The sequence below is a fragment of the Argonema galeatum A003/A1 genome (assembly GCF_023333595.1).
Classification (GTDB): Bacteria; Cyanobacteriota; Cyanobacteriia; order Cyanobacteriales; family Aerosakkonemataceae; genus Argonema; species Argonema galeatum.
The window spans coordinates 46,361-58,958 of the sequence record NZ_JAIQZM010000026.1; the positions used below are offsets into that span (position 1 = coordinate 46,361).

10 protein-coding genes are annotated in these 12,598 nt (G+C 44.5%); 3 read left to right on the forward strand and 7 right to left on the reverse strand.

Going from position 1 to position 12,598, the window contains the following annotated elements; translation table 11 throughout:
- Positions 1–51: 51 nt before the first annotated feature.
- Positions 52–2,031, forward strand: coding sequence for a PQQ-dependent sugar dehydrogenase (locus tag LAY41_RS32640; protein ID WP_338023044.1), 1,980 nt, complete (start codon positions 52–54; stop codon positions 2,029–2,031).
- On the opposite strand, the gene LAY41_RS23000 is transcribed toward LAY41_RS32640, so the two are convergent.
- Genes LAY41_RS23000 through LAY41_RS23010 form a run of 3 tightly spaced genes read right to left on the reverse strand, consistent with a single transcriptional unit; the run spans position 2,023 to position 3,018 of the window.
- Positions 2,023–2,463, reverse strand: a complete 441-nt coding sequence (locus LAY41_RS23000) for a bis(5'-nucleosyl)-tetraphosphatase (RefSeq protein ID WP_249103296.1) — start codon at positions 2,461–2,463, stop codon at positions 2,023–2,025. The genes LAY41_RS32640 and LAY41_RS23000 overlap by 9 nt on opposite strands.
- Entirely contained in the window at positions 2,456–2,731 is a 276-nt protein-coding gene (locus tag LAY41_RS23005; protein ID WP_249103298.1) for a hypothetical protein, read from the reverse strand. Before LAY41_RS23005 ends, LAY41_RS23000 begins: the two co-directional genes overlap by 8 nt.
- Positions 2,731–3,018, reverse strand: coding sequence for a hypothetical protein (locus tag LAY41_RS23010; protein WP_249103300.1), 288 nt, complete (start codon positions 3,016–3,018; stop codon positions 2,731–2,733). Before LAY41_RS23010 ends, LAY41_RS23005 begins: the two co-directional genes overlap by 1 nt.
- A gap of 321 nt (positions 3,019–3,339) precedes the next feature.
- Between LAY41_RS23010 and typA the strand changes: the two genes are divergently transcribed.
- Positions 3,340–5,130, forward strand: coding sequence for a translational GTPase TypA (gene typA / locus LAY41_RS23015; protein ID WP_249103301.1), 1,791 nt, complete (start codon positions 3,340–3,342; stop codon positions 5,128–5,130).
- 89 nt (positions 5,131–5,219) lie between these two features.
- Here the strand turns inward: typA and LAY41_RS23020 are convergent, their stop codons facing one another.
- From LAY41_RS23020 to LAY41_RS23035, 4 genes are all read right to left on the reverse strand, one after another.
- The gene (locus tag LAY41_RS23020; RefSeq protein WP_249103303.1) at positions 5,220–6,266 is read right to left on the reverse strand and encodes an XcyI family restriction endonuclease; all 1,047 of its coding nucleotides are present in this window, start codon (positions 6,264–6,266) and stop codon (positions 5,220–5,222) included.
- Between the two features lie 9 nt (positions 6,267–6,275).
- Entirely contained in the window at positions 6,276–7,829 is a 1,554-nt protein-coding gene (locus LAY41_RS23025) for a site-specific DNA-methyltransferase (RefSeq protein WP_249103304.1), read from the reverse strand.
- A gap of 108 nt (positions 7,830–7,937) precedes the next feature.
- Complete coding sequence (locus tag LAY41_RS23030; protein ID WP_249103306.1) at positions 7,938–9,860, reverse strand: Hsp70 family protein; 1,923 nt, start codon at positions 9,858–9,860, stop codon at positions 7,938–7,940.
- A gap of 156 nt (positions 9,861–10,016) precedes the next feature.
- The gene (locus LAY41_RS23035; RefSeq protein ID WP_249103307.1) at positions 10,017–10,925 is read right to left on the reverse strand and encodes a hypothetical protein; all 909 of its coding nucleotides are present in this window, start codon (positions 10,923–10,925) and stop codon (positions 10,017–10,019) included.
- Between the two features lie 234 nt (positions 10,926–11,159).
- On the opposite strand from LAY41_RS23035, the gene LAY41_RS23040 reads away from it, so the two are divergent.
- The gene (locus tag LAY41_RS23040) at positions 11,160–12,590 is read left to right on the forward strand and encodes a WGR domain-containing protein (protein ID WP_249103308.1); all 1,431 of its coding nucleotides are present in this window, start codon (positions 11,160–11,162) and stop codon (positions 12,588–12,590) included.
- Positions 12,591–12,598 lie beyond the last annotated feature (8 nt).

The window sequence follows — 12,598 nt, forward strand, 5'->3', positions numbered from 1 at the left end:
GTGCCAGGTATAACATTTTCAAGTGCGATCGCATAGAGGTAGGAAATCGCTATGTCAGGCCCAACTTTTGATGGCTTTTATGATTTAACTTCCAACTCTGACAATTTTCAGATGACTTCGGGATTACTAGCTGGGTTGCCAGGTGGACTGCGCGGACTTGATGGCAATGATCTTGTCAGCGGTTCATCTGCACCGGAAATGGTCAACGGCAATCAAGGAAAAGATTCCTTATTTGGTGGCGAAGGAACAGATGCGCTGTTTGGAGGTAAAGGCGACGACTATCTCTACGGCAACCAAGGGAAAGATTACTTGTTTGGTGACAATGATTCGGATATTCTTTTCGGTGGTAGCGATAGCGATTATCTGTTTGGCAACCAGGGTAATGACCAACTTTTTGGCGACAAAGGTAACGATGTTTTGCTTGGCGGGAAAGGAGAGGATATTCTCAGCGGTCTTGATGATAACGATATTCTGGTAGGCGACTTTGGCAAAGATACTTTAATTGGTGGTGGAGGCGAAGATATTTTTGTACTGCGAACCGATACTGCTGTAACTGATGCTGCTTTGGCAGATATTATTCGTGATTTTAATAATGGTTTCGATCGCATTGGATTAACTGGCGGTTTAACGGCGGGTGACCTTTCTCTGGAACCAGGATCTCTCACTGTTGGTAGTTCGGATACGCTGATTAGAGTTAAATCTTCTGGGGCAATTTTAGGTTGGGTAGAGGGAATTTTACCGAATCAAATAGTCAGCGATCGCTTTGTGTCTGCCGATGCTTTATTAGTCGCCGAAAGCAACAATATTAACAACCTCTTGTCTGCTATTCCTTTTAACAGCAGCATTGTCCGAAACGAACCAATTTCATCCACGCCTATCAGTGTCAGCGTTAACGCATTACCAGCACCTTTCCAAACCCAAAGTGCTACAAAATTTCCTCAAGTTGTGCCTATCCCAGAAAATCCCGCGCTGCAAGTACCGCCGGGTTTTGAAGTAAATGTATTTGCCGCTGGTTTGGAAAGTCCGCGCTTTTTAACTGTCAGTCCTACAGGCGATATATTAGTAGCTGAAACATCGCAAAATCGCATTCGCTTGCTGCGCGATACGAATGGCGATCGCGTCGCCGATGTTCGCACAACTTTTGCCAGTGCAGAAAATGGACTAAATCTGCCATTTGGGATGGTTTTTGTCGGTAATTACTTATATGTTGGCAATACTAATGCCGTAGTGCGTTTTCCCTACTCTAACGGCCAATTGCAAATCGTAGGTACAGGCGAGAAAATTGCTGACTTACCTACTGGCGGACACTCAACCCGCAATCTCGCACTTTCGCCGGATGGACAGAAATTGTATGTTGCGATCGGATCTGCTTCTAATGTAAATGCAGACCCCTTACCACGCGCCTCGGTACAGGTGATGAATCTTGATGGTTCTAATCAACAAACCTTCGCTTTCGGTTTGCGAAACCCAGTTGGACTCGACTTTAATCCGACAACTGGGAAACTCTACACGGTGGTTAACGAACGCGATGGTTTAGGCGACGATTTAGTGCCAGATTATTTAACTGGTTTGAATGCTGGTGAATTCTACGGTTGGCCTTATACTTATTTAGCACCTAATTTACTCGATCCGCGCCGCACAGTTAACGGACAAAGCGAAAATCCCGATTTAGCAGCAAGTACCCGCACTCCCGACCTTTTGTTACAGGCGCATTCTGCACCTTTGGGATTGGAATTTTATAACGGTCAAACTTTCCCCCAAGAATATCGTAACGGTGCGTTTGTGGCGTTTCACGGTTCCTGGAATCGCGATCGGGCCACTGGTTACAAGGTTGTGTTTGCGCCTTTCGGTGCAGATGGTCGTCCTCTAGGTTCTTACCAAGATTTTCTCAGTGGTTTTCTGAGTAATCCTTCTGTACCGACAGCTTGGGGACGACCTACGGGTTTACAAACTTTGCCTGATGGTAGTCTTCTAGTGACTGATGATGCAAATAACCGAATTTATCGAGTGCAATATGTACCGTTAGGTTAAAGAAGTGGTTAAATATTGATTCGCATCCCTCAGAATTTGCTTACTGGGGTCGAAGGTGATCAGTGCGATCGCACTTTCGCGATCGGCCCAAGTATAGTTTTGAATCTCCTCTTCCTGGTAGGTAACCGTTGCTGACTGCACCAATGCTAGAAAGTAAGTTACTGTTTTATCAAACGTTTCTCCATTTCGCGTAAAAGTGTAATGTTCCGCAAACGAAACTCCCTCTAGCAAAGTGTAATCAGAAATTCCCGTTTCCTCCACGAATTCGCGACAAGCAGCTTGCACAGGTGACTCACCTTCAACAGCGTGTCCCTTGGGAAATCCCCAGTGTCCCGCCTGGTGTTGAATCAGCAAAAACGAATAGGTATCGCCTTGGCGCAAAATCGGGATAATGCCAAAAGACTCATCTTTAGGAATGTTAGAATCAATCATTTGAGTTATAACTACTGTTAACTATAAATTTTTCAATTGGTTTACCCAACTCAGGTACAATCAGTTCGTAACTTTCTGGATCGTATCCGAAAGCCTCTAGTTGCGATTTCAGCAAATCAAGCGCATCGTAATAGGTGAAAATTGCTCCTCGATAAAAAGCAACATCTGCTTCTGTCTCCGACTTTTCAGCTTTGCGTAAATATTGAGTGTATTTTTCTTGAAGTAAGGTAATGTAGTCTTTGACAAAGTTATGAAGTTCTCGATTCACTATCCTCTCTCCTGAAGTATTCCTTCCAGAATCATTTTTTGTTTTTGCTGACGCGCAATATCGCTCAACCATTTATCTTCAACGAGTGCGCGTTGTTGTCTGGGGTCGAGGCTGCTAAAATTAGGAATGTGTAACTCAGGATTTTGAATCCAGCTTTTATGTTCAGCAATGCGTCTTTCCAGAGAACGAATGGATATTTGTATTTCCGTGTCCGGTTTATTGACATATTGATTGTAAAATCCAGAATGCTTTCCTCCCGCTTTGGCTATCTCAAAAGGATTTGACACTTTTACATTATCCTGATTTATCAAAAATGTAACTGTTTTAGGGGCTAGGGGGCTAGGGGAAGCCGGAAGCGGGGGAGTGAATCCCCAGTCCCTAGTCCCCAGTCCCTAGTCCCCAGTCCCTAGTCCCTAGTCCCTAGTCCCCAGTCCCCAGTTACTAGGGAAGAGGAGAAGATTTATTTCAAGAAATAAAATCTAAAATCTAAAATCTAAAAGGCCCTCTGCTCCAGCGATATTGCTTTTGATCTGTCATTGCCGATCGAAACAAGCTAAAATTGTAATAAATCTTTAAACAGATCCGATTTCCAACTCCCTGAGACTTCCATGACTCTTCCCATTCGCAACGTTGCCATCATTGCCCACGTAGATCACGGCAAAACCACTCTTGTTGACGCCCTGCTCAAACAATCCGGCATCTTCCGCGAAGGGGAAGAAGTTCCTGATTGTGTCATGGACTCCAACGCGATCGAGCGGGAGCGGGGCATTACCATTTTATCGAAGAACACAGCCGTTAAATACAAAGAGACGCTGATCAATATAGTTGATACCCCCGGACACGCCGACTTTGGCGGCGAAGTCGAACGGGTATTGGGTATGGTGGATGGCTGTCTTCTAATTGTCGATGCCAACGAAGGCCCGATGCCCCAAACCCGGTTCGTGCTGAAAAAAGCCCTGGAAAAGGGATTGCGCCCCATCGTCGTAGTCAATAAAATCGATCGGCCCCAGGCAGAACCCTACAAAGCCATTGATAAAGTATTGGATCTGTTCATAGAATTGGGTGCAGATGATGCCCAGTGCGACTTTCCCCATCTATTTGCCTCCGGTTTGGCAGGCTACGCCAAAAATGAACTGGATGGCGAAAGCTCAGACATGAAGCCTCTGTTTGATGCTATTCTGCGTCACGTACCGCCACCAGTCGGCGACCCCAACAAACCATTGCAATTGCAAGTTACAACCCTAGATTATTCCGACTACTTGGGTCGGATTGTGATTGGTCGCATCCATAACGGTACGATCAGAGCAGGTCAACAAGCCGCTTTGGTGACGGAAACCGGCGCAATTGTGAAAGGCAAAATCACCAAATTGATGGGATTTGAAGGTTTGAAGCGGATTGAAATGGCAGAAGCGACCGCTGGATACATCGTTGCAGTAGCAGGATTTGCCGATGCTAATATCGGGGAAACGATTACTTGTCCCGACGATCCGCAAGCGCTACCACTAATTAAAGTGGATGAGCCTACCTTGCAGATGACCTTCTCCGTGAACGATTCGCCGTTTGCGGGACAGGAAGGAACTTTGGTGACATCGCGGCAAGTGCGCGATCGCTTGATGCGAGAATTAGAAACAAACGTCGCCCTCCGCGTCGAAGAAACCGATTCCCCCGACAAATTCCTCGTTTCCGGTCGTGGTGAATTGCACCTGGGTATCCTGATTGAAAATATGCGTCGCGAAGGTCACGAATTCCAGGTTTCTCAGCCCCAAGTTATCTACCGCGAAGTCAACGGTAAACCTTACGAACCTTTTGAGTATCTAGTGCTGGACGTTCCAGAAGAAAGCGTTGGTAGCTGCATCGAACGCTTAGGACAGCGCAAAGGCGAAATGCAAGATATGCAGGTTGGTGGTAATAAGCGCACCCAACTAGATTTTGTGATTCCCGCCCGTGGTCTAATTGGTTTCCGAGGTGAAGTCATGCGGATAACTCGCGGCGAAGGGATCATGAATCACAGTTTCCTAGAATACCGACCCCTCTGCGGAGATATTTCAGCCCGTCGCAACGGGGTGCTGATTTCCTTTGAAGAAGGAGTCTCCACCTACTACGCACTGCAAAATGCTGAAGACAGAGGTGTATTCTTTATTACCCCCGGCACGAAGGTCTACAGGGGCATGATTGTGGGAGAAAACACCCGACCTCAAGACCTGGAACTCAACATCTGTAAGACGAAGCAGCTAACTAACCACCGCGCATCTGGCGGTGAAGAATTGGTGCAGTTGCAATCGCCCGTGGATATGAGTTTGGAGCGTGCTTTAGAATACATTGGCCCCGATGAATTGGTGGAAGTGACGCCGAAATCAATTCGTCTGCGGAAGATGTCGAAGAAGTTGGTGAAGCGCTAGAGAGTAGTTAAAAGGTAACTAAAAAGCAAAGGTGGGCATTGCCCACCTTTGCTTTTTAGGTAACATCAAATTTTAATCGCCGTTTCTACTTATGCTCCTAGAATAGAGAATGCTTCTTGAACAAATTGTTTATATTTTGTTGAATTTTCACTCAGTATTTCTGTTAAGTTAAAGTAGCTAGAGATTGTTGAATCGTTCTGAATACGAGTATGTACCTGAGTAGTAAGACAACTTGCCAGGAGGATGGTTTGGACGTAAGGATTCCTGCGTAAAGCTTCCTCAAAAGATTTTTTTGCCGCACCATAACGTTCAAGTGCCCCAGCAGGATCTGCACCTCCTTTAACCTCAATTACACCTGTTGTTGCACCCTGATTACCGATCAGTGAAATATCTGGCTCGCTAGAAAAAAGTATTGAGGTATGATTAACTAACATGATACCCCGATAACGCTCAATATTTCCTAGCTGTTCCTCAAGTTTCTCTGAGTCGTATAACTCAACCCCCGTACCTACACGGGGTATCAAAGCGGCAAGAAGATTGCGTTCTTTAGCCTCTTTAACAAGAAGACGCTGAACAACTTTTTCTGCTTCCTCCCCAATAGCATTACGCCATGAACCGTCAATCTGCGCCCCTGTTGATGCTAGTAATATTCCGTACAATTCGTCTTCTGTAATACTTTCTATAGAGCTATCAATGATGAGCGAGATGTGTTCGTTAAAAAGTCGGCTAAGTTTGAGGGCTTGGTCTTCCGTTAGAGAATAACGATTGTCTTCATCAATCTCAACTTTCTTGACATCTACACTTACTAAATACTTAACTGCTTTTTGAGAAAGCGCTGCAATATTTCGATAATAAGCGATTAGTATAGGGTGTTCTCGAATTAATCTAGGGTGACAAAACACTTGAATAAGTTCCAAGTTGTCATGTTCGCAGATGTAGGTATAAGCATCCTCTCTAATACCCCAGTTTGTCCAACCATCCCAACTGTATAGATGCTTGACGGGTAATAGTGCATCAATCTTACCACGGAAAGATAGAGTCTTGTATTCTTTGAGTTTGCGATAAAAGAAGGTTGAACGCAGTCGATAGTTTATCCGATTTGCCTCAGCCAAAAGAGAAGCTTCATCTAATGCCATAATACTTGCTTATTTTTCCCATATATATACACATTTACGAAGTTCAGATCGACCGTGATCGCCCATTTGCTGACTGCTATTACCCTTACCACGTCCCAATGTCCAAATGTATCGAGTTGTCAATCCAAAAGACTCGGCTATATCGGATAAAATCAGGTCTACAGGTATTTCTTCTCCAGCATAGCGAACATTGTCGTTGACCATTGCGACAATCCCACCCGGTTTGAGTATTCTAGCAAATTCATAGGTGACAAAGCACATTTCATAAAAGTAATTATGCACCATTTTGGCAACTTTTGCGTTATTTAATTTGCCTTGTTTTTTATATGTTTCGAGAATTGTTATTACCTCTTGTAATGCCTCGTGCTGTTGGAAGATATAATCCACTTTAATAAAGTCTTGTAGGCGTCCTAAACTTTTATAATACTGCTCTAACTGAGGGCGCTTATCTCGATTTTCTACAGTACATGATAGCATTGTTTGACGTAGATGCTTTATTTCTTCTTCACGACAACCTAAAAATACTAGCTCAAGGGCATAGGTGCGAGTGTAGTCGTATCGGTTCGCATAAGGTGGGGATGTCAGGACAAAATCAATACTGTTTTCTTGTAAAGTAGGAAGAATTTCAAGACAAGAGCCTTGGTATAACTTGGGGTTTACTGTAAATTGGGATGGTAGACTATCGGCAAATAAATCCAGTTGTATTGAGCTAGCATCTAAATCGGATACTATCTGGTTTAGTTTTTGATGTATAGCATCAGGAAATGTTAAAATTTCTCTTTTTTCAAATGGAATCTTTCCCAGAGAACGACCCGATCGACTATCCCAACGCAAATACTGTCCGTCTTTTCTGGTATAGCTAATATCCTCAAGGATACAAAAAGCTGCATAGAGAAGTAGGTTACGAATGTCGTCATTCATGACAAACTTATGGCAATAGGAAATATAACCAACCAGTAGTTCTTCTTCTACTACTGAGAAGGCTCCACGGGTAATGGGAATATGTTGGAGTGCATGAGATGGATGGTAGTATTCGGCAAAGTTTATTTGTTTAATTTCAGCAATTACTTTATTAAAGAGATTAATATCAATTTTTTGAGCTATAAGTCGAGCTTTTGTCGCAAATATTCCCACTTGCAAAAGTTCAATTCCTATTGTTTCCCAGCCTAACCCACTAGCAGCAAATAAAGACGCTCCAACTCCTGAAAACGGATCGAGCAAAATACCTGGCTGGGGTTTTAAGGTTTGCAGTAGATAGGTAACTAACCGTTCGGAAAAACCTTCTTTATACTTAAACCAGGCAGAAAAGGGAGCTTGTTTATTTGCCTGAAAACTAACCAGATTTCTACTCAAGGAAGGATTATGAATAATTTTCGATTTAAACTTCTCGTAAAGAGCCGTTCTGCTAAGCGAAGTAGGTATGATTTGCACAGGGTTGATACTTGTACGATCGCTATCATTAGCAAGCTCAATTGTTGGTGGTATTTCTTTCATAAATAATGGCATACTTGAAGGCTTACTAATTGTACTGCGATCGATCGCTTTAGATCGGACAATCGGCAATAAAGTAATTTGGTTTTCTCAGATATTGTACGCTAGGGAGGTTCTACCTCCCAGAATTAGTGACCAGGTTGAACCTGGTCACGAGAAATTCCAAAAGATTGCTTCGCACTACTGAATCAGGATGATTGCCTCTTCCGCTTTGGCGTTCAAAGCATTTTGAAGACTTTGCCCAACTTTGGCGATCAGTTCGTCAAAAGCTTCTTGATTTGTTGTGAGTTGTTCTCGCAGAGCCTTATCCAAATCGGGATTGATTTGATTGCAGATATTTTCGATTTTGCTGTCATTCAAAAAACTAGAACGCAGCCAACTGGGGATATCCATATTTGTCTTGATTACCTCTTTGACACCCTTCCTATTTAGCTCCATTCCTGCTGCCAAAGCCGAGGCCCCATATACGAATGCGATCGGCCATGTCAAATGCCCCGTCAGGATGAGAAGGAGGATACTGGCGAGAGTGCCGCCACCAATCACTACATTGACGATAAAGGCTACTGTTTCGGCAAGGAGAGCATCTCCAATCGACAGTTCCGGGTTGACCACGCCGGGGTCGATTCCTTCTTCAAACCTTAAGCTGCTTCTGGGTATCTGGAACTGGCGACAAATGGGGTCGGTTTCGGAGGCTAAATCGGGTTGGATTTTGCTGTTAAACCAACTGAGACATTGATTGTTGATCAGAAGCTTGGCCCGATCGCTTTTCAGCCACGACTCTGCCCGCTTTTTCATAGCCGTTTCCAGGTCAGCCAAAGTCCGTACTTTGTTGTTTTGCCAATCTTTCAACCCAGGTTTAATTGCATTTTCAATTAAACCATCTGACAGCGGCTTTGTCAACAATTCGATTAACTCTGGGATATGTCTTTTGATGATATCTTTGAGCTTATCTGAATCAAATAGTTTGTTGACCTCTTTTTTGAATGCAGAAGCACGCAAATCCCATCGTCCAACTCGCGCCAAACCCAGTGCAATGCACCTCTCTGGTTCCGGATCGGGCCGAACCTGCGTATGGGGTTCCGGGAAGATTTCCTCGCAAATTTGACGAGTGAACTTCATGCGAGATGCACCGCCTGTCATCAACACAATTGTTGGTACAATGCCTTGTCGTTCCAGGTTTTCCTTACCTTCAATTACTGCCGCTCGAAAAGACTGAATCCAACTCTTGTCTTCTAGTTCCGGCAAGGGTTGGTTCAAGATATCCTCCATAATTAATTTGTTAACTTGGGGGATAAAATAAATCTGTTCGTTGATAGATTCAAAGCCACGGGCAAATGATTGGGGGTTGCTGAATAGCTGTTCGTTAGAAAAGTAATCTTCCTTAGCTTTGCGACAGGCAAGTTCGCAACGAGCTTGGTGATGGGGATATTCTGCAAACACTTTTTCGAGTAATTCTTTCTGTTCGTGTTTGGCAAGAGTTCGGGCAAAAATAGCCTTGTCGATCAGCGATGCTCCGAGAGAATTACTGCCGAAATCGATCGGTATTTCGTGTAGGCTCTTGACGAGGGTAAAATCTGTAGTCGAAGAACCAATATCGACAATTAGCACGGAAGATTTGAGTTTGTCATATTCTAGCTTACCGGCTTCCTTGGCTTGCATGAAAGCAGCTCGCGATTCCGGGACAACGCTCAGTAAAGGAATGCCAGCTTCTTTGAGTAGCTTTTGGTATTCTTCGCGATCGCTCAACGACCATCCCGAAGGACAGCCAACATAAAAGTAGTCGCTTTCTCCACCTTTTATTTGTTTGTTTTCTTTCAAAAGGCGGTAGTAAGTTTCCAAAAAAGTGCGAATTGTTTCTCGATAAGTTGGATCGTTGTTTGGTTTTTGCTTGAAAGTGATTTTGAGTTGGGTAACGCCAGCTTGGATTAAGGCTTGGTCTCCGACAAGATAGCCTAACTCTGGATGCCAGCCAAGCGCCGTAACTTGGATCTTCTTGTTATTAACTTCCAGCATCTCTGGGGGTTCGATGCTCTCGACTATTGCTTTAGCTACGGCTGTTTCGCCGTGTCCTAAATCGAAACCGATCGTTTCTAAAATTTCCATACTTTTATTGCTAAAGGATACGTTATGGCATTTCTTTTTTAGACCAGCTACAAAAATTTACTTCGTAGGCGACTCTTCATCTGCGTTCATCTGCGTTCATCTGCATTCATCTGCGGTAAAAAATATTCTTTTCCGCCGAGTATCCAATCGAAGGTGTTAATCTTTTGCTTCCGAGAAAGCTGGTTCAATTACTCTACCTCGTCTGAGTAAGCGATCGCCCTTAAACAAAGCGGGAGTTATGGTTACGTAGTCTTTCGTGGCCCGATCGATACTTGGCTCGAAGTCAAAATACTCGCGTCCGTTCTGTGCATCCTCCGATCGGTAGATTTGGACTCGAATTCCCTGCTCCATCAAACTTTGCGGGAGAAGTCTTGCCAATTCTAGCGCCATCTGCGGTCTTTCCAGATATGACGCGCCCATCAGTCTTTGAATCAGATTCAACAGTTCTGGGAGATCTTCTATACCAAGCTCGTCGAGGGGTTTTTTCCCTTCTTGAGGGCGACCTACGGCAAGATCGATCGTATTTATAGCATCGGCGAGATTGTCTAGAAGTACTTGACTATCAACTCGCACGATCGGCCCAGGCGCTTCCGCAAGCTGAGGAAGTTCCGCACTATTTTCATTTTTGTTTTTATCGAGTTGCAGTACAACTTCCACCCCCACCAGCACAAACACCAGTAAAATAGCCATCCACGCGCCAGGGGAAGTTCTCGTCAGGGAAACCAGGGAACCCAAAATGGCGATGGAGATGAGTCCCTGTACCACTTTTAGGATTAACTTGTTGGTAGATAACCGTCCAGCTTGGATGGCAATTTGCTCAGGCTGTGGTAAAACAAGTTGAGTCTTGCTAGCGGCGGTGAGAGTTGCGATCGACTGCCGCAGCGTATCCAGGAAAAACGCCGCCTGACGTACCTGAGCCACATTTAGCTCGCCAGTGTAACTCTTTTGAAGACGATCGAGTCGGTTGTGAACCAGCTTAACTACCTGCTCAACGCTGGTTGCCGTATCAATCTCTTTCTGTAGTTCGTTCCGTTCTTTGCCAAAAAGTGTTAATAGCGTGTTCATCTCTCGCACCAAGACTTCAGGTTTGCCCAAAAGCAGAACGATCGGGCGTCTTTCTTAAGTTTGACAGAATTCGATCGCATCATGGGTAAAGCCAGAAACCCGGTTTCTTTTCGGCGATCCGAACTGTCTTACCCCCCTCCCCGTGGACGGGGAGGGGTTGGGGGTGGGGTTCCAGCTTAAACTGATAGTAGGTAAATTAATATCAGTTAATAGAGAGCAAACAGGAGCAAAAAAATGGCTGAAGAAAAAACCTATTTAGAATTATCCGAGTCAGATGGCGTTTCTCACAAATTCTATGAAGTAATTGTCAACAGCACAGAAGTTTCCATTCGCTACGGTCGGATTGGCGACAAAGGTCAGAGTCAAGTAAAATCCTACCCAACTGCCGAAAAAGCCAAAGCCGAAGCGACGAAAAAGATTAACGAAAAACTCAAGAAAGGTTACGAACACGCAGTCATAGGAGTGCGTCAGAAACGCACTGTGACTCATCGGGAGATAAAGAGCGATCGCTCAACCGCTTCCCCATCTCCAGTGCTGTGGAAATTCGCCTCCGGTTCTGCCGCTTTCGGTATCTTTATCGACAAAAAGCGCTGTTGGGTTGGCAATCAAGCCGGTCAAATATTTGCTCTCAACAATACAGGTCAAGTAATCAATCAATTGCGATTACCTGACGGCGTGAAATGTATCGTCGCCGATGATGGCTGGCTTTATGCGGGATGCGATGATGGCAAAGTCTACGATTTAACTGGAAAAATTCCCCGTGTCGCTTATGAAATTGCCGAAGATGTGAATATTTTGTGGCTCGATATTAAAGATGCAATTCTCGGAGTTTCCGATATCGAGGGTAACGTCACAACCATCAATCACGAAGATGAATCCCAGTGGACTAAAAAAAGTAGCGGTCAATATGGCTGGATGGTACGTTGCGACGAGATTGGCGTTTATCACGGTCACAGCGACGGCGTAACAATGTATGATTGGGAAGATGGCAAGAAAATTTGGCATCAAAAAACTCGCGGCGATGTGCTATTTGGTTGGCAAGAAGAAGCAATAATTTATGCCAGTACCAGCCATAATTTAGTTTATTCTTTCACCAAAAAAGGGGAAGCAAAAACAATTTACCAATGCGATGCGCCAGTGTATTCTTGCGCCACAGCAGAAGACGGCAAATATGTATTCGCAGGCGATAATTGTTCGTCGATTTATTGTTTTAATGAAGAAGGCGATCGAATCTGGAAACTAGCCACAGGATGCGGTTCCGCCTTCTCAATGCAATTTTTAGATAATCGCCTTTACATCGTCACCACCGACGGTTCTCTTGCTTGCATCGACGCCAGCGAAACAGCAATTAATGCCGCCAAAGCAGGTACAGTTCCCCAAACAGTTAATATTAAAGCGCCCGCCGCCGTGAGTGCCGCCGTTCCTTCCCACACTTTAGAAACTACCTCAAACACAACGCAAGGAGTAATTGTCGAGTGTTTCCAAGAAGGAAATAACTTAAGAATTCGCGTTGTTTCTCCTGATTACAACTCCAACTGGAAAGTGCAATTTCCTAAAGAACTTCGCGAAGAAGGTGCGCGTTATCTGGTGGAAGAGGTGCGCGAATCTTCTCGCGGTGGATTTTATCGCGCTTTTGGGGATATTAAGAAGTTAGTTACTCGTTGAGAAGATTT

What these genes read in the sequence shown, in the direction of transcription:
- LAY41_RS23000 (WP_249103296.1), bottom strand. Translation starts at nt 2,463, where the DNA reads ATGATTGATTCTAACATTCCTAAAGATGAGTCTTTTGGCATTATCCCG.
- LAY41_RS23035 (WP_249103307.1), bottom strand. Translation starts at nt 10,925, where the DNA reads ATGAACACGCTATTAACACTTTTTGGCAAAGAACGGAACGAACTACAG.
- LAY41_RS23040 (WP_249103308.1), top strand. Translation starts at nt 11,160, where the DNA reads ATGGCTGAAGAAAAAACCTATTTAGAATTATCCGAGTCAGATGGCGTT.
- LAY41_RS23030 (WP_249103306.1), bottom strand. Translation starts at nt 9,860, where the DNA reads ATGGAAATTTTAGAAACGATCGGTTTCGATTTAGGACACGGCGAAACA.
- LAY41_RS23020 (WP_249103303.1), bottom strand. Translation starts at nt 6,266, where the DNA reads ATGGCATTAGATGAAGCTTCTCTTTTGGCTGAGGCAAATCGGATAAAC.
- typA (WP_249103301.1), top strand. Translation starts at nt 3,340, where the DNA reads ATGACTCTTCCCATTCGCAACGTTGCCATCATTGCCCACGTAGATCAC.
- LAY41_RS32640 (WP_338023044.1), top strand. Translation starts at nt 52, where the DNA reads ATGTCAGGCCCAACTTTTGATGGCTTTTATGATTTAACTTCCAACTCT.